The 22549-nt window shown below is 34.1% G+C and carries 24 protein-coding genes; 18 read left to right on the top strand and 6 right to left on the bottom strand.

The window, feature by feature from the left end; genetic code table 11:
* The first annotated feature begins 158 nt into the window (after window positions 1–158).
* The 7 genes from KHA98_RS04720 (at window position 159) to KHA98_RS04690 (ending at window position 6101) form a co-directional block, all read left to right on the top strand.
* Entirely contained in the window at window positions 159–1469 is a 1311-nt protein-coding gene (locus tag KHA98_RS04720) for a Na+/H+ antiporter (RefSeq protein WP_213255816.1), read from the top strand.
* A 65-nt stretch (window positions 1470–1534) separates the two neighbouring features.
* Window positions 1535–1996, top strand: coding sequence for an SRPBCC family protein (locus KHA98_RS04715; protein ID WP_213255814.1), 462 nt, complete (start codon window positions 1535–1537; stop codon window positions 1994–1996).
* 44 nt (window positions 1997–2040) lie between these two features.
* The gene (locus KHA98_RS04710) at window positions 2041–3144 is read left to right on the top strand and encodes a nuclease-related domain-containing protein (RefSeq protein ID WP_213255812.1); all 1104 of its coding nucleotides are present in this window, start codon (window positions 2041–2043) and stop codon (window positions 3142–3144) included.
* Between the two features lie 90 nt (window positions 3145–3234).
* Window positions 3235–4020, top strand: coding sequence for a TlpA family protein disulfide reductase (locus KHA98_RS04705; RefSeq protein WP_246522159.1), 786 nt, complete (start codon window positions 3235–3237; stop codon window positions 4018–4020).
* Between the two features lie 95 nt (window positions 4021–4115).
* Window positions 4116–4589, top strand: coding sequence for a DUF1203 domain-containing protein (locus KHA98_RS04700; protein WP_213255810.1), 474 nt, complete (start codon window positions 4116–4118; stop codon window positions 4587–4589).
* 150 nt (window positions 4590–4739) lie between these two features.
* Window positions 4740–5177, top strand: coding sequence for an acyl-CoA thioesterase (locus KHA98_RS04695; protein WP_026982233.1), 438 nt, complete (start codon window positions 4740–4742; stop codon window positions 5175–5177).
* Window positions 5178–5264: 87 nt separating this feature from the next.
* Window positions 5265–6101, top strand: a complete 837-nt coding sequence (locus KHA98_RS04690) for a mechanosensitive ion channel family protein (RefSeq protein WP_213255808.1) — start codon at window positions 5265–5267, stop codon at window positions 6099–6101.
* Window position 6102: 1 nt separating this feature from the next.
* Here KHA98_RS04690 and KHA98_RS04685 read toward each other — a convergent pair whose 3' ends face one another.
* Entirely contained in the window at window positions 6103–6795 is a 693-nt protein-coding gene (locus tag KHA98_RS04685) for a hypothetical protein (protein ID WP_213255806.1), read from the bottom strand.
* A 380-nt stretch (window positions 6796–7175) separates the two neighbouring features.
* On the opposite strand from KHA98_RS04685, the gene KHA98_RS04680 reads away from it, so the two are divergent.
* The 5 genes from KHA98_RS04680 to KHA98_RS04660 all read left to right on the top strand — a co-directional run bounded on the left by KHA98_RS04680 (window position 7176) and on the right by KHA98_RS04660 (window position 11277).
* Window positions 7176–7565: a DUF1398 domain-containing protein gene (locus tag KHA98_RS04680; protein ID WP_213255804.1), complete on the top strand. Its 390-nt coding sequence runs from the start codon at window positions 7176–7178 to the stop codon at window positions 7563–7565.
* 12 nt (window positions 7566–7577) lie between these two features.
* Window positions 7578–8432, top strand: coding sequence for a ThuA domain-containing protein (locus tag KHA98_RS04675; protein WP_246522157.1), 855 nt, complete (start codon window positions 7578–7580; stop codon window positions 8430–8432).
* A 12-nt stretch (window positions 8433–8444) separates the two neighbouring features.
* Complete coding sequence (locus tag KHA98_RS04670; protein ID WP_213255802.1) at window positions 8445–9299, top strand: sulfurtransferase; 855 nt, start codon at window positions 8445–8447, stop codon at window positions 9297–9299.
* Between the two features lie 126 nt (window positions 9300–9425).
* A complete protein-coding gene (locus tag KHA98_RS04665) occupies window positions 9426–10661 on the top strand; it encodes an ATP-binding cassette domain-containing protein (RefSeq protein ID WP_213255800.1) in 1236 nt (411 codons plus the stop codon).
* Between the two features lie 4 nt (window positions 10662–10665).
* Window positions 10666–11277, top strand: a complete 612-nt coding sequence (locus KHA98_RS04660; protein WP_213255798.1) for a hypothetical protein — start codon at window positions 10666–10668, stop codon at window positions 11275–11277.
* Window positions 11278–11430: 153 nt separating this feature from the next.
* On the opposite strand, the gene KHA98_RS04655 is transcribed toward KHA98_RS04660, so the two are convergent.
* Both KHA98_RS04655 and KHA98_RS04650 read right to left on the bottom strand, forming a co-directional pair.
* Entirely contained in the window at window positions 11431–12477 is a 1047-nt protein-coding gene (locus tag KHA98_RS04655) for an RluA family pseudouridine synthase (protein ID WP_213255796.1), read from the bottom strand.
* Window positions 12467–13087: a PASTA domain-containing protein gene (locus tag KHA98_RS04650; protein ID WP_213255794.1), complete on the bottom strand. Its 621-nt coding sequence runs from the start codon at window positions 13085–13087 to the stop codon at window positions 12467–12469. Before KHA98_RS04650 ends, KHA98_RS04655 begins: the two co-directional genes overlap by 11 nt.
* Before the next feature lie 345 nt (window positions 13088–13432).
* Here KHA98_RS04650 and KHA98_RS04645 point away from each other — a divergent pair, with 345 nt between their 5' ends.
* The 4 genes from KHA98_RS04645 to KHA98_RS04630 all read left to right on the top strand — a co-directional run bounded on the left by KHA98_RS04645 (window position 13433) and on the right by KHA98_RS04630 (window position 16657).
* Window positions 13433–14404: a D-alanine--D-alanine ligase gene (locus KHA98_RS04645; RefSeq protein ID WP_213255792.1), complete on the top strand. Its 972-nt coding sequence runs from the start codon at window positions 13433–13435 to the stop codon at window positions 14402–14404.
* Window positions 14405–14594: 190 nt separating this feature from the next.
* Window positions 14595–15053: a pantetheine-phosphate adenylyltransferase gene (gene coaD / locus KHA98_RS04640; protein WP_213255790.1), complete on the top strand. Its 459-nt coding sequence runs from the start codon at window positions 14595–14597 to the stop codon at window positions 15051–15053.
* A gap of 43 nt (window positions 15054–15096) precedes the next feature.
* Window positions 15097–15990 carry a hypothetical protein gene (locus tag KHA98_RS04635; RefSeq protein ID WP_213255788.1) on the top strand — a complete coding sequence of 298 codons (894 nt, stop codon included), beginning with the start codon at window positions 15097–15099 and terminating at the stop codon, window positions 15988–15990.
* 88 nt (window positions 15991–16078) lie between these two features.
* A complete protein-coding gene (locus KHA98_RS04630) occupies window positions 16079–16657 on the top strand; it encodes a PhnA domain-containing protein (RefSeq protein ID WP_213255787.1) in 579 nt (192 codons plus the stop codon).
* 305 nt (window positions 16658–16962) lie between these two features.
* Here KHA98_RS04630 and KHA98_RS04625 read toward each other — a convergent pair whose 3' ends face one another.
* A complete protein-coding gene (locus KHA98_RS04625; RefSeq protein WP_213255785.1) occupies window positions 16963–17409 on the bottom strand; it encodes a hypothetical protein in 447 nt (148 codons plus the stop codon).
* Window positions 17410–17586: 177 nt separating this feature from the next.
* The gene (locus tag KHA98_RS04620; RefSeq protein WP_213255783.1) at window positions 17587–18945 is read right to left on the bottom strand and encodes a DEAD/DEAH box helicase; all 1359 of its coding nucleotides are present in this window, start codon (window positions 18943–18945) and stop codon (window positions 17587–17589) included.
* A gap of 249 nt (window positions 18946–19194) precedes the next feature.
* On the opposite strand from KHA98_RS04620, the gene KHA98_RS04615 reads away from it, so the two are divergent.
* Together KHA98_RS04615 and KHA98_RS04610 are read left to right on the top strand one after the other, a co-directional pair.
* Window positions 19195–20922 carry a M14 family metallopeptidase gene (locus KHA98_RS04615; protein ID WP_213255781.1) on the top strand — a complete coding sequence of 576 codons (1728 nt, stop codon included), beginning with the start codon at window positions 19195–19197 and terminating at the stop codon, window positions 20920–20922.
* 192 nt (window positions 20923–21114) lie between these two features.
* Window positions 21115–21453 carry a cyclic-phosphate processing receiver domain-containing protein gene (locus KHA98_RS04610; RefSeq protein WP_213255779.1) on the top strand — a complete coding sequence of 113 codons (339 nt, stop codon included), beginning with the start codon at window positions 21115–21117 and terminating at the stop codon, window positions 21451–21453.
* A gap of 654 nt (window positions 21454–22107) precedes the next feature.
* Here KHA98_RS04610 and KHA98_RS04605 read toward each other — a convergent pair.
* A complete protein-coding gene (locus KHA98_RS04605; protein ID WP_213255777.1) occupies window positions 22108–22512 on the bottom strand; it encodes a helix-turn-helix domain-containing protein in 405 nt (134 codons plus the stop codon).
* Between the last annotated feature and the right edge of the window lie 37 nt (window positions 22513–22549).

Below are 22549 nucleotides of genomic sequence, written 5' to 3'. Positions count from 1 at the left end.
TGACAACATGACATTTTAGATACCTGACATGTATGGCATAACACTATTTTTTGCTGTCATTATCAGGTTACAACGCGTTACTTTTTCATTTTTTTTAAATCATCAATTCATTGAAGATGTAAATTAAGTACATTAGCTATTCGTCTAAATTGCAAAAAATGGAAAACTACACCATCATCATTTTTATACTGGCAATTATTATTGGTCTTTCTGCCTTTGCAGACAAAGCAAAAATCCCCTTCCCTATACTTCTGGTAATTGTTGGCGTAGCAATTGGTTTTATTCCAACAATGAATGAAATAGAAATTAATCCCGAAATTGTTTTCCTGATATTTCTTCCCCCATTATTGTATGATGCGTCTTTTAATATTTCCCCAATCGATTTCAAAACAAATATTAATACGATAGGAACATTAGCGATTTCATTAGTTTTTCTTACCGCAATGGGCATTGCTGTAGTAGCACGTTATATGATTCCCGGAATGACCTGGCCTTTATCGTTTGTACTGGGTTCTATTCTTTCTGCTACAGATGCTGTTGCTGCAATAAGTATTACCAAAGGCCTAAAACTTTCGCACAAAACACTAACCATATTAGAAGGCGAAAGTCTGATTAATGATGCATCGGCACTTGTGGCGTATCGATTTGCAGTTTTAGCCGTAATGGGATCTTCTTTTTATCTATGGAAAGCCACTCTGCAATTTGTATTTTTACTTGGAGGAGGATTTTTTGTTGGTTTTGTCATGGCAAAGATTCTGGCTTATATATTAAACCGCGTTCATAAAAACGTAAATGTAACCATCAGCTTCATGCTGCTAATGCCATTTGTTACCTACATGATTGCCGAAAAACTTCATGTTTCGGGCGTTATCGCTGTTGTATTTCTTGGTCTGGCTATTGCCCGTTTTAGCAACAAAATTCTGCCTGAACCTTTAAAAAACACCTCAAAAGGTCTATGGGATCTCATTATTTTTCTATTAAACGGATTGATTTTTATCTTAATCGGACTTAACTTTCGATATGTCTTAAAAGATATTCATAACGATATGATTTTGCCTTATATTGGTTACGCCTTTATCATCACAATTGTAGCATTATCAATCAGAATGGGAAGAATATTTCTTCAGAAAATAAACCTTCAAAAAGCATTTCAAAACAGCAAAGACAAAAGAAAAGTCAGCGAAAATGCTTTACTGGATTTCGGCAACAGCCTAATTTTAAGTTGGTCTGGCATGCGGGGTATTGTATCACTTGCTATTGCGCTCGGATTACCAAAAGTTCTTAAAGATGGTACTCCGTTTCCTGAACGAAATGCAATCATTTTTATCTCTGTTGCTGCCGTGCTTATTACACTTATTGGTCAGGGGCTTACTTTGCCATGGCTGGTGAGAAAAATAAATTCGATAAAAGAAAAAAAGCATTTACAGAAGCAAAACACCAACAAACCAATCTCAAAATCATCTGATTAAAGCATTGATTAGAAAAATAAGCTTAACTTTATAGTCTTGCATTTTTCATCTAAAACTTTACAGAAATGACTTCAGATATCCTTTCTACAACGCCAGACTCAGAAATTGTTACTACCCGAATTCTGAATTTCCCTCAAGAACTTGTTTTTAAAGCGTGGAGTGATCCAGAGCACTTGAAAAACTGGTGGGGACCGAAAGGTTTTACCAATACTTTTAATGAGTTTAACTTTTGCGAAGGCGGAAAATGGGAATTTATTATGCACGGTCCTGAAGTTGGAAATTATGCCAACGAATGTGAATTTATCAAAATAGACAAACCTAATCTTATTGCCTGGAAACGATATTCAAAACCTTTGTTTCAAATTTTAACTACGTTTGAAACTGTTGCTGAAAACCAGACAAAAGTCGTTTTTAAAATGCTTTTTGAAACAGTTGAAGAATGCAACAAACTCAAACCTTATGTTGTAGATAAAAATGAGGAGAATTTTGATAAGCTAGAAGCTGAATTAGCAAAAATGACATTGTAAACACATCAACTAAAGACATATATGATAATCAATCCTGAAAGAATATGTGCAAAGTTTATAACACCATCGGATGTCTTAATACTTTAAAATTTGATTTGGTCAATTATAAAGTAGATCACTTTCGCACGCTAAATGAACTTGTAAATTTTCAGAAAAATTATCATGCCGGTGAAGAGCAAATCATTTCAAACCACACTTTGTTTATAGAAGAAGAAAAAACAACTCTCGAAAAAGATATTAGCGAATTAAACACTGCAATTCCTCAAACCAAAATTGATCTTACAGCAAAATTAAAACAACAACTTGACGATTTTAATCAGCAAATTGAAAACCTCCCCAACCCCAACTTCAAAATTATTCCAACAATAAAAGATTATTGTTTTAACTTAGTGATCTGTACTAAATTTTGGTTTGCCCAAATTAAATCTCATTTTGAAATTATTCAATTTAATTACGAGACAAAAAAAGCCCTTTCCAGAAAAAACAAACGTTTCGAATATCTCACCTCAAATTTTCAAGATGCAATAAGCGAAAGCAGTTTCTTGGATTTACAAACATTTGAGAAGAAAAAAGAAATAATTGAAAATCTAAAAAATACCATTTACGGAGCAATTGGCGAACAAAAAGTAGAAAACACACTCAAAAAACTCTCAGACGACTACATCTTGATAAATGATTTTTGCTGCACTTTTAAACCTCCAATTTACAATAAAAGCAATAACGATCATATTTGTTCCATTCAAATTGACCATCTCCTTCTCTCTCCAGCAGGCATTTTCTTAATCGAAACAAAAAATTGGAGCACAAATTCTATAAACAATTCAGATTTCCGATCTCCAGTTCAACAAATCCTTAGAACCAATTTTGCATTATACAACATAATGAATAATGAAATCAACAAAATCAATCAGAATTTTGCTCATCATTATTGGGGAAGAAAAAAAGTTCCAATAAAAAACATTGTTCTTTTTACTAATACAAAACCAATCGAGGAATTTCAGTTTGTAAAAATTCTCACATTAGACGAGTTACTTCCTTATATCAAATACTTCAATCCTAGCTTTCTTGTTGAGGAAACAGAAATGATTGCCGATTTTCTGCTTAAATTCTCCGAACAGAAGCAAATCCATTCTAAACTAACTAATTAATAACCTGTAGCTCTTTTGCATCGGCAGTAAATAATTAAAACTTCTCTTATAAAAAAGCATTATATTTATCAAAACTATAAAGCCAAACCAATGAAAAAAATTATTTGTCTTACACTACTTTTCACAATGCACCTTTTTCACGCACAGAATAAAGGGACAAAAAAGCCTGAAAACGTTATTATAATCAATAATGAAATTGTGTCGATGGAACAAGTCGAAAAGTATGGCAGTGAGGGTTATGTTAAGTCAATGGCAAAAGGGGTTACCGAAGAAGAAAGAAACGAATTAGCCAAAAAATTCGGTGATAAAATTGGTGATAAAGAGTTTATTATAGTAGTTGGGATTTATACGGAACAGGAAAAAATTGAAAACGATAAAAAAAATCAATCCGTAGTAAAAGAACCAAAAGTAATAGCTAAAAAAGAACAATATATATTGAACGTAAATGACACAGCAAAAGACTTCATTGTAAAATTAATAGACGGAAAAGAGGTAAAACTTTCTGATTTAAAAGGCAAAGTCGTCCTCGTTAATTTTTGGGCAACCTGGTGCGGACCATGCTTACAGGAGTTTTACGATATTCCAACAAAAATATTGGAGCCGTTTAAAAATGATGATTTTGTACTTTTAGCAATCTCAATTGGAGAAGCTGAAAATGTAGTGGCAAAAAAAGTAGCCAAATTAAACCAGGATGGTCTTCGTTTTAATTTCGGAATTGATCCAAACCAAAAAATATGGAACGAATATGCTGTAAATTCAATTCCTAAAAACTTTGTGATTGATCAAAACGGAATTGTAAAATATACTGCTATGGGAAATGTTGAAGGAAACTTAGACAACATAGCAAACGAAATCAAAAAATTACTTTCTAAATAGATTATTCTTCTGCGAGTTAAGGCTGACATCACGCAAACATAGCAAGATTTGGATTTTTTAGTCTGTTAAAAAAAATGACTTTTGCTAAAAAAATCATGGAAGCAAATTTTATAATTAAGCCTTTAAATCATACAGAATTTTTAGGCTTTTTCGAATTAACAGATTTAGAACTGGAAAAAATTGGCGCAATTAAAATGACGGTTGATAAATTTCCGGGCTTTCCTTGCAGAATAAGCCTGGAAGATGCAGAAATTGGCGAAGAAATACTTCTATTACCATACAAGCATCACAAAACAAACTCGCCTTATCAGTCAAGCGGCCCCATTTTTATCCGTAAAAAAGCAAGTACACCAGTATTCACAGTCAACCAAGTCCCGAAGATGCTGAATCATCGATTACTATCATTACGTGGTTATGATAAAAAGGGTATGATGAAAGAAGCTTCTGTAACAGAAGGAAATTCTCTTAAAGAACAGATTATTCAAACTTTCAAAAACGAACAAATAGAATATATCCACATTCACAATGCAAGACCAGGCTGTTACAATTGTTTAGTGGAGAGAGCGTAAATTGTACATCATTTTTTTTGAGAAAATTAAGATTTTTCTAAAGATTCCATTTGTTTTTTATTTGTAATTTCGATTTTTAAAAAATGATTGTTCTTTCTGCAGAAATAAATTCAGAAAAACGATCGCAATACAATTAAAATACAATTACAAATGGCTTCATTTATTAAAGAGATTTCTTTTCGCTGGTCAGATCTAGACCCCAATTTTCACGTTCGTCACAGTGCTTATTATGATTTTGGTGCACAGCATCGTATCGAAATTTTAGAAGAATTAGGTTTGACTTTACGAGTGATGCAAACACAAGGTTTTGGACCGGTTTTGTTTAGAGAAGAATGTGTTTTTAGAAAAGAACTAAAACTTTCAGACAAAATATTTATTCATACTAAAACATCAAAAATGAAAGCCGATGCTTCGCGTTGGTCAATCATTCACGAATTTAGAAGAGAAGATGATACACTTTGCGCAACAATTACTGTTGATGGCGCATGGATGGACACAAAATTGCGAAAACTGGCTTCTCCAACGCCGGAAATTGCAATTGAAGCGTTAAGCATTTTCCCAAAAAGCGATGATTTTGTTGGCTTATAAAAACCAACTTTTATCTTAACTTTATAGAATCCAAAAAACAAAAATTAATTATTTGTTTTTTGGATTTTTTTATCAAAATAAAAATTTATGATTAATTACGAAAATGACTTTAGAATAGTTATCATCATAGCCATTATTGGCATTACCACAATTCTTTTAGGTGCAATTACAGACAAAGTCCTTCGCTATATTTTATATCGAAAACTAAACGATAAGGAATATGATGCAACCGGTTTTAGGTTTTTAAAACACCTGATCATCACTGTAATTTATATTCTGGGTTTTGCTTTTGCTTTAATTCAAATTCCCGAATTTAAAATCATCGGACATTCTTTTCTGGCTGGCGCCGGAGTTATTTCGTTAGTTGCAGGTTTAGCTTCGCAACAAGCCTTGAGTAATATCGTAAGCGGTGTGTTTTTAGTTATTTTTAAGCCTTTTAAAATCAATGATAAAATCACGATCAACAATTTTGTCGGTACCGTAGAAGACATTAATTTAAGACAAGTTGTGCTGAAAGATGCCGAAAACAACCGAATCATAATTCCTAATTCAGTTATAAGCAATCAAATTATTGTCAACACCAACATGCAGGATACCAAATGCTGTAAACTAATCGAAATTGGAATTGGTTATGAATCCAATATCGAAAAAGCGCTTGAAATCATGCAGGATGAAATTGCCAAACATCCACTTTTTATAGACACCAGAACAGCCGAAGCCAAAAGGCAAAAAGCACCTTTGGTTATAGCGAGAGTTGTTGCACTGGCAGATTCAAGTGTAAATTTAAAAGCATGGGCATGGTCAAAAAATTCTACAGAAGGTTTTGTGATGTATTGTGATTTATTGCAAAGCATTAAAAAACGTTTTGACGAGGCCGATATCGACATTCCGTATCCACAAAGAGTGGTAACAATTAAAAAATAAACTACTGAAACTTCAATCCAAAGTTTACCTTATCAAAAGTCGTACTGCAAGAGAAAGCAAACCGACCGACATTTAAAGTTCCGAAAATACCGCCAACACTGTGTCCGGAGTAAAATCCGCCCGCAGAAAAACGGTTTACCTGATATTTTAATGCAATGTCATTTACCCTGCTGCTTAATTGCCCAAAAGCAATCACATTGGGAATAATTTCATAGCTTCCAAAAACTTTTGGAACCAGTTTTTTGTAATAATCAAAACTCTCATCCGTTTCATAATCGACACTTGTCGAATGCAGGTTTTCAAGATTTCCACCAATATAAGTGTTTTCAGAAAAATGCCAGGAAACACTAAATCCGGTAAAAGTGCCATCATAACCACTCCGTGATTCTAAATACCCCACACCAATAGTTGCTCTGAATTTTCCGCATATCTTCCCGATATAACCAATATAAGTCCGGTCAATTTCTGATTTATCGATTCCGGCTCCAAAAATAATATCGTCATCACACATACTAAATGCATATTGAAAATAGGCCGAGTATTGATCCTGATTTGCCGCAACAACACTTCTGCCTTTGTCAAGGTCAATATTGGCAGAAATTAAGGTTGAATTGATAACGGCAAAGTCAAATGTATTGATTTCCTGTGCAAATGTAGGGACTGCGAGCAGAAGTAAAAGTACTGTTTTTTTCATAATACCAATTTTAGCTTACAACATTCTAGTACTAATTTACAGACATTTTTCCTGCTAATAAAAGAAGTTCCCTGAAGTACCGCATTACTCGTTTAAATGCATTATTTTCATAATCAACACCATTTAATCGATAAAATTTCAATAAAACATCGATAATTGGCAACAAAAGTCATTAAACTAATTTGAAGGCTTTTTTTCTGATAACTTTAAGAATGAATCTTTGCATTTCAAAACTGTTAACGGTATTTTTATAGTTCGTAATTTCAGGACAACCAGTTTTTATAAAACTATCTTTTGATTTAATAAATCAATTAGTACTGCTTCGTGAAATTCATGACAAGCATTTTTTACTAATACTAATCTAAAAAAACGAAAATAATATGTTTACAATCGAGCAAATAAAAGAAGCACACGCTAAAGTACAAACCGGTGCCGATTTTCCTAATTATATACAAGACCTGATCATTTTAGGCGTAAAAGGATATGACACATTCGTAAACGACGGACATGTTGCCTATTTTGGCGTAAACAACTATTCTGTAACATCAGATGAAAAATACACCCCAATTAGTGTTGCTGCAACCGTTAATAAAGAGCTCTTCATCGAATTTTTAGTAAAACACCAACAAGGCGAAACAGATTACCTAACCTTTTGTAATCATGCCGGTCAATGCGGTATTGCTAAATGGAGAGTTGATATTATCGAAATGACCTGCACTTACTTTGATAGTGCCGAAAATGAAATACTGATCGAAAAAATTCCAAGCTAAGCACCATCATTCATGAAGTTTTTCGATCATCAAAATGATAAAACAATTAGAAAAAGCATTCTTGTAATGCTTTTTCTAATTTCTTTTTCTGCTATTTCTCAGCATAAAACAGAAAAGCCAAAATTCAAGGTCATCGCTTTTTATACCGCACAAAACGATCAGGCACATATAAGTTTTGTTCACGAAGCCAACAATTGGTTTCCAAAAATGGCTGAGAAAAATCATTTTGAATACGATTCGACAAGTAATTGGGAAAATCTCAACGCAGCATTTTTATCAAAATATCAAATCGTTTTATTTCTCGATACAAGACCAGAAAAAACAGAACAGCGTGAAGCATTTCAAAAATACATGGAAAATGGCGGCGCTTTTATAGGATTCCACTTTTCAGCTTTTGCATTAAACGATTCCTCTTATCCTCAAAACTGGAATTGGTACCATAATACTTTTTTAGGATCTGGCGAATATGGTAGCAATACCTGGAAACCAACATCGGCAATTTTAAAAGTCGAAAACCAGGATCCGATAACAAAAAATCTTCCTAAAACATTCAAGTCGCAACCAAACGAATGGTACAGATGGAGCAATGATTTAAGAAAAAATCCCGATATAAAAATTCTATTGGCTATTGACGAAAGTAGTTTTCCGTTAGGAACTGGACCAAAACCAAACGAAATATGGCATAATGGTTATTATCCCGCAGTTTGGACCAATAAAAACTACAAAATGCTTTATGTAAACATGGGACATAACGATATTGATTATGAACATGGAACCAATAAAACACTTTCGTATACTTTTGAAAATGAAACTCAAAATAAACTGATTTTGAATGCCCTGCTTTTGTTTGGGAATTCAAAAAAATAAAAAAAACGCAATATGTCAAATAAACTTTCCCCCCTTATACAGCCCGAAGAATTAGTTCAATTACAAAATTCAGCTGACATTATTCTAATCGATGCGCGCGCTGGAATAAATGCTCAGGAAAATTATCAAAACGAACATTTAAAAGGTGCTCGTTATGTCGATTTGAATCGTGATTTAGCAACAGTCGAAAAAGATCCTGCAAACGGAGGAAGACATCCTCTTCCTTCTTTGGAAAAATTCTCTGAAGTACTTTCAAAAATTGGAATCTCACCAAATAGCCATGTCATAATTTACGATGACAAAAACGGATCAAATGCCGCTGCAAGATTTTGGTGGATGTTAAAAGCAATTGGTCATCAAAAAGTTCAGGTTTTAAACGGAGGTTTACAAGAAGCGATAAAAGCCGGTTTTCCTGTAAGTGCTGAAATTGAACATTTCAATTCTGCCGAATATAAAGTTTCTCAATGGAAATTGGCTGTAGCCGATATTGAAGAAGTTGAAAAAGCAAGAAACAATACTGAAAATATCGTAATCGATGTCAGAGATAAAAACCGTTTTGACGGATTAACAGAACCATTAGATTTAATCGCAGGACATATTCCTGGAGCTATAAATGTTCCTTTTAGTGAAAATTTAAATGAAGACGGATTTTATAAATCGGCAACGATTTTAAGCGAAAAATACAAAGCCGTTTTAGGTACTATTAATCCGGAAAATGTAATTGTACATTGCGGTTCAGGCGTAACGGCTTGCCACACTTTACTCGCGATGGATTATGCCGGAATTGAAATTCCAAAATTATATGTGGGATCCTGGAGCGAATGGTCAAGAAACGATCGCGAAATGGCAACCAAAAAAACAGATTAAACTTAAACTTATTTACCACAGATTAAAAGGATCAAGAGCGTAATCATTCGAATCTTTTTAATCTGTGGCAGCAAAACATATAAACTATTAATACCAAAAATAGTTAGCCTAAATAAAACATTTAAAATGCAACACTGGGACATACTTTTATCCAATCAGGTAAATAAAAAAGCTTTTATAGAAACACTGCTTTCTGGCGAGGCAAAAGACGAATTAGCCGTTTTTAACAATCAAAAAGGAATTCTGTTTTCAGATATTGCAATTGAAAAATTTATCGAAAAAGAATATCAATATGACAGCGTAGAAGCCGCTCCGGATTCGCATCGCCAATTGAGAACCTTTTCATCCGGAGAACGCAAAAAAGAATTTCTAAAATACTGTATCAGCCAAAAACCTGATTTCATCATTTTTGATAATCCTTTTGACCATTTAGATCAGCCTTCGCGCGTAATTCTAGCCGAATCTTTAAAAGATCTGACAAACGATATCGGCATCATTCAAATTATTAATCGCGTTGTCGATGTTTTGAATTTTGTTCCCAATAAAGCCGAAATCAGAGACAATACATTTAAACTTCATCCGATTTCAAAAACCGAAAATCATTTTAAAACCCTAAATACTGCTGCAATTCCAAAAGCGATAGATCCGCATTCCTTTCACGAAAGTGTATTAATTAAAATGGAAAATGTTTCAGTGAGTTACGACGAGCGTAAAATTGTAGACAATATTTCGTGGACCATAAAACAAGGTGAATTCTGGCAGTTAATTGGTCCGAATGGTGCCGGAAAAAGTACTATTTTATCACTGATAACCGGAGATAACCCAAAAGGGTTTGGTCAGGATTTATATTTATTTGGAAGAAAAAAAGGCAGCGGTGAAAGCGTTTGGGATATTAAAAAACAAATCGGAATCTACGCCACTTCTATGACCGATTTATTTCAGAAAGGACATACACTCGAACAAATGATTTTATCCGGTTTCTTTGATTCTATCGGACTTTATACAGAACCAACCACACATCAGCAACAAATTGTATCACAATGGCTTGAAGTTATCCAAATGGTGCAATTACGTAAAAAACGTTTTATTGATCTTTCTATTGGCCAGCAAAGAGTCGCACTTATTGTTCGCGCTGTTTTAAAACATCCGCCATTATTAATTCTTGACGAACCTGTAGAAGGTCTCGATGATGAAAATGTAGATTTGGTCATTCAGCTTATCAACACTATAAAACAGGAAACCAACGTTTCTATTTTGTACGTATCGCATCGTATTGAAGCCGGCCTCGCTCCTACTTCGGTTTTTGAACTTGTTCCAACCCCAACAGGCTCAATCGGAAAAATAAATATCACTCAGAATTAAATTAATGAAAACAAAAATTACTGCAATTTTGCTTTTGCAATTGTTGCTTATCTCATGCTCCGGCACTATTTCAACATTAAAAAAAGAATATACTTTTAATACCTCTTCTTCCTTAAAATCCAACTGGAATTTTAATCCAAAAGAGTGGACTTTAGAAAAAGACACCCTTACAGGAACCGGAGGACCAATGCATTGGGGCGTTATAGAATCAAAAAAACAACTTCCCGAAAACTACGAAATCAACTTTAGAGTAAATATGACTAAAGAATCATTGTTTGAAATAATGCTAAACTTAGACAAGGAAAAATACATTAGAACCTATTTGTATCAAATCGATCAGAATATCGTGATTGGAAATGGTGTTTACCACAAAAACAGCGATGAATACGGAAAACGAGGCGGAAAAAGCTTATTTACCAAACCAATACAACTTCAAAACAACAACTGGTATTCGGTAAAAATTAAAGTACAAAACAACCATTTAGTCTTTTCTGTTGATGACGAAACTTCGCTAGAATGCTCATTAGAAAAAAGCAATTTAAGCTTAAAAGGAAAATTAGGTTTTATCACCAACGGCGAAGTCAAAATAACCGATCTAACCATTAAGACATTGTAAAAAAGTATAAACATTAAGGCATTAAGTTATTTAAGCCTTAAAACGTATTTTTACTATTAAGTCCAAAGGTCATAAATAAAAAAAGCTCCCATCAGGAGCTTTTTTAATATGCAGTAAAAATTATCTAATTATCAAATTGACACATTATCTAATTCAATTCTCCTCTTCTTCAACATTATGCGACTTCACATAAGTACGCCACTTTTCAATACAATCCTGAAAATCCTGAGGCAATTCTGTATCAAAACGCATTAATTCACCTGTATTTGGATGTACAAAACCAAGCGTTTTAGCATGCAACGCCTGACGTGGTAATGCTTTGAAACAATTCTCGATAAACTGTTTGTATTTAGTAAAGGTCGTTCCTTTCAAAATCAAATGTCCGCCGTAACGTTCATCATTAAATAGCGGATGCCCAATATGTTTCATATGCGCACGAATCTGGTGTGTTCTGCCCGTTTCCAGCTTACAGGAAATCAAAGTCACATAACCAAAACGCTCCAAAACCTTATAATGCGTAATAGCAGGTTTACCAATCTCAGGATCGGCAAAAACAGCCATTTGCATACGGTCTTTTAAATGTCTTGCCAGGTTTCCTTCAATCGTACCGCTGTCTTCTGTAAAATTTCCCCACGCAAGCGCAATATATTCACGCTCTGTAGTTTTAGCTTCAAATTGTTTTGCCAAATGCGTCATTGCCGCTTCTGTCTTTGCCACAACCAAAAGTCCCGAAGTATCCTTATCAATTCTGTGAACCAATCCCGGACGCTCACTGCTATTCATTGGCAAATTATCAAAATGATGCGCCAAAGCATTCACCAAAGTCCCGGTATAATTTCCGTGACCAGGATGCACCACCATTCCTGGCTCTTTATTGATTAACAAAAAGGCATCATCTTCATAAACAATATTAATCGGAAGATCTTCCGGCAGAATATGATTTTCGTATGGAGGATGCGATAACATAACCGTTATTACATCAAAAGGTTTTACCTTGTAATTTGATTTTACCGGAATATCATTTACAAAAATATTACCTTCAGTTGCAGCGTTCTGAATTTTGTTACGCGTAGCATTCTGAATCAAATTCATTAAGTATTTGTCAATACGCAAAAACGCCTGACCTTTAGGGACATCAAATCTGTAATGTTCGAATAATTCGTCTTCCAGATCTATGTTTTCTTCAATATTATTGTTCATCTTTTGGGGTTTCTACAGGCTCCGTTGCAGTACTGTCTGCCTGGCTATCATCTACATAACTCGCTTTTCCGTCACCTAAAACCAAATCGATTTTAGACGCCTTAAGTACGCGGTCTCCTACTTTTAAATTTCTTCCTTTATAACGCATTTCCAAAACCATATCTTTTCCAAGATTCGGAATATAAGTAATCGTTCCCGCTTCAAGACCTAAAGCCTTCAACGTTGGAACCGCTTCACGATATGTTTTCTCAATTAAATCAGGAATTTTTACAGATGAAAAACCTGATGCATTAATTTTAATATATATTTTTCGACCTACTTTTACTTTCGTTCCCGGCAACGGATCTTGCTCAACAACACTGTATTTCGGAAATTCACTTCGGTAATCAACACTATCCAAAAGTACATAATCTAAATCCAGCTCGTCCAGTTTTTCCTCTACTTGCTCCTCTGTCAGTTTAGACAAATTCGGAACCGCAATTTCATTTCCGTGATCAGTTGTAAAAGTCAACCAATGCATAAACAAATAACCCAAAACCGCAATAATAGCAACCGCACTCAATACTTGTAAAAAAAACACCCGGCTAGTTAAATACTTACGTAAACTCATAAATTTATTTTTAGTTGACGCAAAGATAAAGCTATTTCGTTTCAAAAAAAATGATAATTTTGTTTTAGACAAGAAAGCCTTTAGATTGCCTTGAAATTTGGATTTTTTAAGATTTTAAATTCTAATTTTCAGGAGCTGTTTCCTGCTGTCCGCTGTATCTTTTGCGTCTCGTTAGAAAAAAAACGAGACACAAAAGGATGCCGCTCCCATCAGGGCTGGGGCACTCGGTTTCATAAAAAGTCATTAAAAAACATATACTCAATAAAAAGTTTCAACATTTCAAAAATGAATTTACGATTCACAACAACCTGAAACTTGAAACAAATTAAAACCTGAAACAAAAACATGAAAAACATTGCCATCATCATGGGCGGATATTCAAGTGAATATAAAATTTCGCTTATTAGCGGAAACGTCGTTCATCAATATCTTGACAAAACAAAATACAACGGATTCCGTATTCATATTTTCAAAGAAAAATGGGTATATGTAGACGAAAACGATGCTGAATACGCTATCGATAAAAACGACTTCTCAGTAACTGTAAACAACCAAAAAATCACATTTGACTGTGTATTCAATGCCATTCACGGAACTCCCGGAGAAGACGGATTAATGCAGGCATATTTTGAGTTATTAGGTATTCCGCAATCATCTTGCGACTATTACCAATCGGCTTTAACATTCAATAAAAGAGATTTATTATCAGTTTTAAAACCATACGGAATCAAAACGGCAATCTCTTATTACCTAAACAAAGGTGACGTTATCAATACTGCAGAAATTGTAAAAAAAGTGGGATTGCCATGTTTCGTAAAACCAAACAAAGCAGGATCAAGCTTCGGAATCTCAAAAGTAAAAACAGAAGCAGAACTTCCAATTGCAATTGAAGTAGCCTACAAAGAAGATAACGAAATCATCATAGAAAGTTTCCTTGACGGAACCGAAGTTTCTGTTGGTGTAATCAATTGGAGAGGCGAAATTAAAGTATTGCCAATTACAGAAATTGTATCCGACAATGATTTCTTTGATTACGAAGCTAAATACGAAGGAAAATCACAAGAAATTACTCCGGCGAGAGTTTCAGATGAACTAACACATAAAGTAAGCGAAGTAGCCAAACGTGCCTACGAAGTTTTAAAAATGAAAGGATTCTCACGAAGCGAATTCATTATCGTAGACAACGAACCCTACATGCTTGAAATGAATACGATTCCGGGTTTAACAACCGAAAGTTTAATTCCGCAACAAGCAAGAGCAGCAGGAATTTCTCTGGAAGAATTATTTACAAATGCAATTGAGTTAGCGCTTGCTTAAAAAAGATACTAAGGTTCTGAGATTCTATCCCGATAGCTATCGGGATCAGAACCTTATTTTTTATACAGTTTGTCAGACTGAGCGAAGTCGAAGCCACACAAAGTAAAAAAAAAAACTTGTCGTTCTAAATTTCCCATTCTACAAAACTTAGAATCTCAGAACCTTAGAACCTCAGAACCTCAGAAAAAAAATGCGAAAAGCCATATTCCCTGGATCATTTGACCCAATTACATTAGGACACGAAGATATTATCAAAAGAGGAATTCCTTTGTTTGATGAAATCGTAATTGCCATTGGTGTCAATGCCGAAAAAAAATACATGTTTTCACTGGAAGAAAGAAAACGCTTTATTGAAGAAACCTTTAAAGACGAACCAAAAGTTTCGGTTATCACTTATGAAGGACTGACAATAGATTTAGCAAAAAAACTAGAAGCCAATTTCATTTTAAGAGGTTTGCGCAACCCAGCCGATTTCGAATTTGAAAAAGCCATTGCACATACCAACAGAAAACTTTCTAAAATAGAGACCGTATTTTTATTAACAGCAGCAAGTACCTCATTTATCAGTTCGAGCATTGTGCGCGATGTATTGCGTCATGGCGGCGAATATGAAATGTTGGTTCCGGATGCTGTTAGGGTTAAGAAATAAAACATATAAATAATACAATTCGTACATTTGTAAAAAAAAAGACATGAGAAAATTTTTTATTGTATTAACACTTATTTTTATTAATCATAATTTATCATCACAAAGAGTTGTTGCTACAGTTAACAGCGGATCGCATTTAATTTTAACAACAGATTGGTCAAAATTTAGTACTAAAAACATAGTCGTCGAAAAAACAGACAGAACAAAAAGTAAAACCTACTACGTTTCAACATTTAGACCTACAAATCCAAATGCGATGTTTGTAGAAGGCATTGATCAGGATTTTGCTCAGGGAACTACGGTTAACGTATATGTTTTAAAACCAAAAATAAATGGAATTACATCTAATCAAGTACAAGCTACAATAGGTGATGGGGACCATTTATTAAAAACAATTGATTGGTTTGCTTATAGCAATAAAAGTATACTTGTCGAGGAAACAAATGGGATGAATCAAAATATCTATCAATATTCAACAAATAGAAATTTTAATCCTAATGCAATGGTAGTCCCAAACATAGCTAATGATTACCCGCAAGGAACGACTGTAAATGCTTATATAATTGAAGATCTAAACTTTTCAAACAACAATATAGGAATTGGAACTACTACACCATCTTATAAACTTGATGTTTGCGGAACAATTAGGGCAAAAGAAATAAAAGTAGATTTATTGGGAGGATGTGATTTTGTTTTTGAAAAAGATTACAAATTAATTCCATTAGATGATCTTGAAACCTATGTCAATACAAATAAACATCTTCCTGAAATTGCATCAGAAAAAGAAATGATTGAAAATGGACTTAACATGAAAGATTTTCAACTAAAATTGCTTCAAAAAATAGAAGAGTTAACCCTTTACACAATAGAACAAAATAAAGAAATCAAAAATCTAAAAAAGAAGGTTACAAAATTAGAATCAAGATCTAAAAAATAAAAGTTTAAAATTTTAGATAACAATATCACAAACTTGCAAATCGCTTTAATTATAAGTAATTTCGCATTTTTAAAATAAACAAGAAATAATGAGCATCGAGAGAGAATTAAACAAACGTAGCGGATCAAAATGTGAACTTTGTGGCGCTGAAGAGAACTTAAAAGTATATCAAGTACTGCCAACTCAAAAAGGCGGACTTGACGAAAGTATATTAGCTTGTAATACTTGTATTGACCAAATTGAAAACCCTGATAATGTCGATTTAAATCACTGGAGATGCCTAAACGACAGCATGTGGAATGAGAACGTTGCCGTACAGGTTGTAGCATGGAGAATGTTAAGCCGTATGCGCGCTGCAGGATGGCCACAGGAATTGTTAGACATGATGTATCTTGACGAAGACACTCTGGCATGGGCTCAAGCAACCGGCGAAGGTGAAGACGACGAAAACAAATTGGTTCACCGTGACAGCAACGGTGTAATTTTACAACACGGAGATTCTGTAGTTCTTATCAAAGATCTTAAAGTAAAAGGATCAAGCATGGTTGCAAAACAAGGAACTGCCGTAAGAAACATTCGCTTAGATCACGAAAATGCCGAATACATTGAAGGAAAAGTAGACGGACAACAAATTGTGATTATTACACAATACGTGAAGAAAATATAGGTTTTTTTTTTAAAGGTGCTAAGGTGCTAAGTTACTGAGATTCTAAGTTTTTTCCTTTAACTTTTTAATAACCTTAAATGAAAAAAAAATATACAAAGTTCGCAAAGTTTAAAAACAAAGCTTTGCGAACTTTGTACTTTTAAAGCCTTCATAAAAAAACTTAGCGTGCTTTGCGGTTAAATCAACAGCATTCAAACCTGAAACATAAAAAAAGCTGTTCTAATCGAACAGCTTTTTTGTTATGATAAACAAAGGCAAAAAACTTTGTCCCTTTGTTTCTATGAGGCTTTGAACCTTAAAAAAAATTACTTTTGAAATAATTTGTTGATTTGATCTTTTACAAAAGGCTCAGATACACTACTTGTTGCAGAAGCAGCTTCTTTGCTTGAAACCATAAATTGTACTGTAGCTTTGTCCGGAACAACGCTTCCTGTGTAATGCAACCAAATGTAATTGTTAGGTAATTCCAATTTGATGTCATACAAAGGGCTCGCACCGAAACCATTCATGATAATGCTGTAAAGACTCGCATAATCATTGTTGATATTCTTAAATGAAAATTTTCTCAAAGGTGAAGAATCGTCATCATTTTGAATACTAGTATAGTATACAGTATATTCGTCTCCAATTTTTTGAATGTAATTATTGTTTACTTTTCCTAATTTCTCAACAGGAACTGTTTCTAAAACTTTGATTTGCGCAAAAGAAACAAAACTAAACAACAAAACGGCAATGGTAATAAACTTTTTCATAATGGATTTGGGGTTTACATTTTTACTGCCACAAAAAAACACAGAATTTATGAAAAAACACCTATCAAATCGTTATTTTTTTAACACAAAATTGTAAAACTAAATTCCATTTCCACAAAAACCTGATAAACAAACAAATAGACCAACAATTACTCAGTTTGTCAAATTTTCCTCAAACTAGTACTTTTTGTTTTTCTCCTCTTCTTTTTTTACCACATTTCGGGCAACTTCAATCTTAAACTTTTTGCCCTTCATTTTTTCATCCTTTACTGCCGTAAGTAAATCTTTTACCTTATTAAATTTTACTGCAGCAAACGAAACGAAATCTTTTACTTCAATCAATCCTAAATCGTCTTTCTCCAGCTTTCCCTTTTGAGAAAAGAAACCAACAATATCAAATTTATTCAGTTTTGTTTTCTTTCCACCACTGATGTAGATTGTTTGAAAATGAGGAGGTTTTGGCAAAGAAACATTTCCATCAACATTCAAAACTGACATTTCATAATCAATATAATCCAGCTTTTTCTCGCTTTCGTGAATAATCACATAAGCCGTTCCTGTTGACTGCATACGAGCTGTACGCCCGTTTCTATGTGTGAATTCGTCCTCTTTTAAAGGCAAATGATAATGAATAACGTGTTTCATTTCGGGAATATCCAAACCTCTTGCCGCCAAATCGGTAGTAACCAGATAACTGATACTTCCGTTTCTAAACTGAATCAAGGCACGCTCACGCTCATCCTGATCCATTCCGCCGTGATAGTAAACCGAATAAATTCCTTTTTCGTTTAAAGTATCGCTAATACGTTCTGCGGCATCTCTGTGATTACAAAATATAATAGCCGATTCTGATTTTAAAGAACAAATCAAATTAAACAGACTTTCTAATTTATCTTTCGCAGGCGAAACCACCATTTTCATCGAAAGATTAGCTTTCTCCTCCTCTTCCGGAATAAAATCTAAAACCGTCGGATTTACAACGCGTGTGTATTTTGGAATCTCAATATCTGAAGTTGCCGAAACCAACACTCTTTTATTCACCTTTGGCAATCTGGCAATAATAAAAGACATTTGCTCGTGAAACCCTAATTGCAAAGATTTATCAAACTCGTCCAGAATTAACGTCTGGATTTTATCTGTCCTAAAAGTTTCTCTGTCAATATGATCCGCAATTCTCCCAGGTGTTCCAATTAAAACCGCTGGCGGATTGCTTAAATTCTTGATTTCAGTATCTATTGAATGTCCACCGTAGCAGATATTTACTTTGTACTGCGTTCCCATTTTTTTCCAAACCTGCTCGATTTGCAATCCAAGTTCGCGTGACGGAACCAAAATCAAACATTGCACCGATAAGATTTCTGGTTGCAATAATTCTAAAACTGGCAGCAAAAAAGCCAGTGTTTTTCCTGATCCTGTTGGAGAAAGCAATAAAGTATTGTTTTCGTTTAAAATAGCGTCCTGCGCCATTTCCTGCATTTCGTTTAGGCTTTCTATACCTAAATTCGAAAGTATATTGTTGGAATGGTGTTTTTTCATGCTGCAAAAGTACTTAAAAGGTTTCAAGTTTCAGGTTTTCTTTGTTTCAAGTTGTTTAACAGTAAAAATTTAGTCTCTCGCAAATTTGGCAGATTGAGCAGATTGAGCAGATTAATTTCAAATCATTAAAATAAAAATCCAAAAAATCTGCTAAATCGGCGAGAGAATAAATAACCACAAAGTACATCAAGCTGAAACTTTAAACCTGAAACAAAAAACCTATATTTGATTCCTATTAAAACCCAAACCATGAAACTTTTTACCCTTTTCATTTCACTATTCACCATCACGCTTTTTGCGCAGAACAATAAAAAATACGATACGTTTTTTGAGAAAGGAAACGGAAATCAATCCGCTTCGTATGCCGAAACGATTGCTTATTTTAAAATGTTGACTGCAGATTTCCCAACGATTCAGATGAAAGAAATGGGATTAACAGATTCCGGTGAACCTTTGCACATGATTACGTTTAATCCTGATAAGGAATTTGATTTTGATAAAATCCAGAAAACCAAAGCGGTTCTTTTTGTAAATAACGGAATCCATGCCGGAGAACCGGACGGAATTGATGCAACAATGCAATTTTACAGAGATTTAGCTACTGGAAAACTGAAAGCACCAAAAAACACCGTTTTGGTTTGTATTCCGGTTTATAATATTGGCGGAGCTTTGAACCGAAATTCGACAACACGCGCCAATCAGGACGGACCGGAAGTTTACGGGTTTAGAGGAAATGCAAGAAACTACGATCTGAATCGTGATTTAATGAAATCCGATACCAGAAATACGAAAAGTTTTGTAGAAATTTTCCAGAAAATAAATGCTGATGTCTTTATTGACAATCACGTAAGTAATGGTTCTGATTATCAATACAAACTAACGTATATCATGACGCAACACAACAAACTAGGAAAGGTTTTAGGCGATTTTATGAATAACGAAATGATGCCGGCTTTGGTGAAAGATTTACAGCAAAAGAAAATAGAAATGACACCTTATGTCGATTCGTTTAAAGATACGCCGGACAAAGGTTTTGGTCAGTTTGTAGATAGTCCGCGATATACTACGGGTTATACTTCGTTGTTTAATACGATTGGTTTTGTGGTCGAAACACACATGCTGAAAAAATATGCCGAACGCGTAAAAATGACTTACGAATACATGAAAACTACTTTGGATTTTACTAATGCTAATTACCAAAAAATCAAAGAACTCCGCGTAAAGAATTTAGAGCAATATCAGCCTAAAAAATCGTATACCTTAAAATGGGAAATGGACAGCACTAAAACGACCAAATTTTCTTTTCTGGGTTACGAAGCGGGTTACAAGAAAAGCGAAGCTACAACAGGCGATCGCTTGTATTACGACCGAAGTAAACCGTACAAAAAAGATGTTCCGTATATTAAAGAATTCAAATCGCAGAAAGAAGTTGTTATTCCGTCTGCTTATATCATTCCGGGCGGATATTGGAATATTATAGATCTTTTAAAGAACAATAACATAAGTTATTCTGCGCTTAAAAACGACACGATTATAGAAGTTGAAAGCTACCGAATTGCCGATTTTAAAACGGTTACGTCTGCCTACGAAGGTCATTACCCGCACCGAAATACAACCGTAACTTCTAAAATGGTTAAAATGGCTTTCGCAAAAGGTGATTACATGGTTCAAACAAATCAAAAAGGCGTGAAATATCTACTTGAAGCTTTTGAACCCGAAGGCGTTGATTCGTTTTTTAACTGGAATTTCTTCGATCCGATTTTACAGCAAAAAGAACATTACTCAGAATATATTTTTGAAGATACTGCAGCACAGCTTTTAAAAGATAATCCTGCGCTTAAAGCTGAATTAGAATCTAAAAAACAAAACGACCGCGAATTTGCGAAAAATGCTGAAGCACAATTGGACTGGATTTACAAACATTCGGTTTATTATGAAAAGGCACATATGCAGTATCCTGTTTATCGTTTGCTATAGTTTTTTTTTTAACGCAAAGTTCGCTAAGATTTTTTTCTTGGGATTGTGTTTGGTTTGCGATAAGAACGCAAAGCTTTATGTGTAGAACTTTGTCAAAGTTTGAAACTTTGACAAAGGTTTCTTCAAAGGTTTTAGCACAAAGTGTGTCAGAAAATGACAAAATACCCATAAATTTTTTATAATCTAAAACAAATGACATACAAACTCTTTCTCGATGATATTAGAGATGTAAATATGGTTTACAAAAAACTAACAAATGATGATTTTGTAGTAGTTAGAAATTTCCATGATTTTAAGAAAGTAATTCTCGAAAATGGACTGCCGGAATTAATTAGCTTTGATAATGATTTAGGACTTGATGAAAATGATATAATTGCCGAAGATGGTTACGCATGTGCAAAATGGCTAGTTTATGATTCTGGATTAGATTTACAGAATTTAAAATTCAATGTACATTCTGCAAATCCTGTTGCAAGTCAGCAAATTCAGGGTTTGCTTGATAATTATATAAAACATTTGAAATCTCAATAAAGTATATTTGCAATCTCCAATGAAAGCAGTTATGTAAATAATGATTGCTTTACTTTGCGGGCACGGATTGTAAATCCGCGCTATCGTTTTTTTTTTAACGCAAAGTATACAAAGTTTTTTTTCTTGGGATTGTGTTTAGTTTGCTATAAAGTTCGCAAAGCTTTACGTGTAGACCTTTGTCAAAGTTTGAAACTTTGACAAAGGTTTCCTCAAAGGTTTTAGCACAAAGTCTGTCATTTCGACTGAAAGGAGAAATCGCACCCGTAACTCGACAAAGATTGGCGATATTCTGTGCGGAATTTCTAGTGTGATTTCTCCTTACGTCGAAATGACAAAATATTCAATAAATCCCCGTTACCGCAGAGAAAACCTACGCACCAGCAAAGTATTAATAACAGTATTTCATATTCCGTAGGAATATCTGCTCGGTAGAAAAAAAATAGAAAGGTTGCAGATTGTGTCCTGTAGGGACACCTGTTTTTTTTACGGAAATAAATATCTTGATTATTAATCAAACGTTCCTACAGAACGTAAAACCGCAATTCAAATTTTGGGCTACCGGGCAGATATTCCTACGGAATATTTTTCTGACATTAAAAAAAGCCTAATAAACGTTACCGTTTGTTAGGCTTTTTGATTGTGAAAAAGAATAAACTACTTATCCTTTAATATTTTTTCCAGAAACTCAACTTTCTCTTTTTCTGATTGAAGCAAACGTTCGTAAAGTTGTTTATTTTCTTCATAAGACTCAATTAGCTTATCTAATGGATTGAAAGTGCAATGATTATTAAATGTTCCTGCACTATTATCTGTGAAACTATTAAAATAATTAATTGCAGCTTCGTCTGAAAAGTTTTTCAGGGCTTCAACACTTACTCCTAAAGCTTTTGCAATAGCAGCCAGTCTTTCATCATCAATTTCTTCACTATTTTCCATAGCAGATATTGTTTGTTGGCTGGTTCCTAAAGCTTGTGCCAAGGCTTCCTGTTTCATGTCTCTAAGTTCACGAATTCGGCTGATTTTTCGCCCTATATGGTTTGGTTTTGATGTTGTGCTCATAATTCAAAGATAATATTAAGGGTAATAACAAACAATA

It is taken from the genome of Flavobacterium branchiicola, from assembly GCF_018383905.1.
Taxonomy (GTDB): domain Bacteria; phylum Bacteroidota; class Bacteroidia; order Flavobacteriales; family Flavobacteriaceae; genus Flavobacterium; species Flavobacterium branchiicola.
The sequence above is the reverse complement of the archived record's forward strand: the minus strand, read 5'-3'. Positions and strand labels throughout refer to the sequence as shown.

Excerpts from the sequence above, each read along its gene's own strand:
- KHA98_RS04720 (WP_213255816.1), top strand. The coding sequence starts at position 159 with ATGGAAAACTACACCATCATCATTTTTATACTGGCAATTATTATTGGT.
- KHA98_RS04715 (WP_213255814.1), top strand. The coding sequence starts at position 1,535 with ATGACTTCAGATATCCTTTCTACAACGCCAGACTCAGAAATTGTTACT.
- KHA98_RS04710 (WP_213255812.1), top strand. The coding sequence starts at position 2,041 with ATGTGCAAAGTTTATAACACCATCGGATGTCTTAATACTTTAAAATTT.
- KHA98_RS04705 (WP_246522159.1), top strand. The coding sequence starts at position 3,235 with ATGAAAAAAATTATTTGTCTTACACTACTTTTCACAATGCACCTTTTT.
- KHA98_RS04700 (WP_213255810.1), top strand. The coding sequence starts at position 4,116 with ATGGAAGCAAATTTTATAATTAAGCCTTTAAATCATACAGAATTTTTA.
- KHA98_RS04695 (WP_026982233.1), top strand. The coding sequence starts at position 4,740 with ATGGCTTCATTTATTAAAGAGATTTCTTTTCGCTGGTCAGATCTAGAC.
- KHA98_RS04690 (WP_213255808.1), top strand. The coding sequence starts at position 5,265 with ATGATTAATTACGAAAATGACTTTAGAATAGTTATCATCATAGCCATT.
- KHA98_RS04685 (WP_213255806.1), bottom strand. The coding sequence starts at position 6,795 with ATGAAAAAAACAGTACTTTTACTTCTGCTCGCAGTCCCTACATTTGCA.
- KHA98_RS04680 (WP_213255804.1), top strand. The coding sequence starts at position 7,176 with ATGTTTACAATCGAGCAAATAAAAGAAGCACACGCTAAAGTACAAACC.
- KHA98_RS04675 (WP_246522157.1), top strand. The coding sequence starts at position 7,578 with ATGAAGTTTTTCGATCATCAAAATGATAAAACAATTAGAAAAAGCATT.
- KHA98_RS04670 (WP_213255802.1), top strand. The coding sequence starts at position 8,445 with ATGTCAAATAAACTTTCCCCCCTTATACAGCCCGAAGAATTAGTTCAA.
- KHA98_RS04665 (WP_213255800.1), top strand. The coding sequence starts at position 9,426 with ATGCAACACTGGGACATACTTTTATCCAATCAGGTAAATAAAAAAGCT.
- KHA98_RS04660 (WP_213255798.1), top strand. The coding sequence starts at position 10,666 with ATGAAAACAAAAATTACTGCAATTTTGCTTTTGCAATTGTTGCTTATC.
- KHA98_RS04655 (WP_213255796.1), bottom strand. The coding sequence starts at position 12,477 with ATGAACAATAATATTGAAGAAAACATAGATCTGGAAGACGAATTATTC.
- KHA98_RS04650 (WP_213255794.1), bottom strand. The coding sequence starts at position 13,087 with ATGAGTTTACGTAAGTATTTAACTAGCCGGGTGTTTTTTTTACAAGTA.
- KHA98_RS04645 (WP_213255792.1), top strand. The coding sequence starts at position 13,433 with ATGAAAAACATTGCCATCATCATGGGCGGATATTCAAGTGAATATAAA.
- coaD (WP_213255790.1), top strand. The coding sequence starts at position 14,595 with ATGCGAAAAGCCATATTCCCTGGATCATTTGACCCAATTACATTAGGA.
- KHA98_RS04635 (WP_213255788.1), top strand. The coding sequence starts at position 15,097 with ATGAGAAAATTTTTTATTGTATTAACACTTATTTTTATTAATCATAAT.
- KHA98_RS04630 (WP_213255787.1), top strand. The coding sequence starts at position 16,079 with ATGAGCATCGAGAGAGAATTAAACAAACGTAGCGGATCAAAATGTGAA.
- KHA98_RS04625 (WP_213255785.1), bottom strand. The coding sequence starts at position 17,409 with ATGAAAAAGTTTATTACCATTGCCGTTTTGTTGTTTAGTTTTGTTTCT.
- KHA98_RS04620 (WP_213255783.1), bottom strand. The coding sequence starts at position 18,945 with ATGAAAAAACACCATTCCAACAATATACTTTCGAATTTAGGTATAGAA.
- KHA98_RS04615 (WP_213255781.1), top strand. The coding sequence starts at position 19,195 with ATGAAACTTTTTACCCTTTTCATTTCACTATTCACCATCACGCTTTTT.
- KHA98_RS04610 (WP_213255779.1), top strand. The coding sequence starts at position 21,115 with ATGACATACAAACTCTTTCTCGATGATATTAGAGATGTAAATATGGTT.
- KHA98_RS04605 (WP_213255777.1), bottom strand. The coding sequence starts at position 22,512 with ATGAGCACAACATCAAAACCAAACCATATAGGGCGAAAAATCAGCCGA.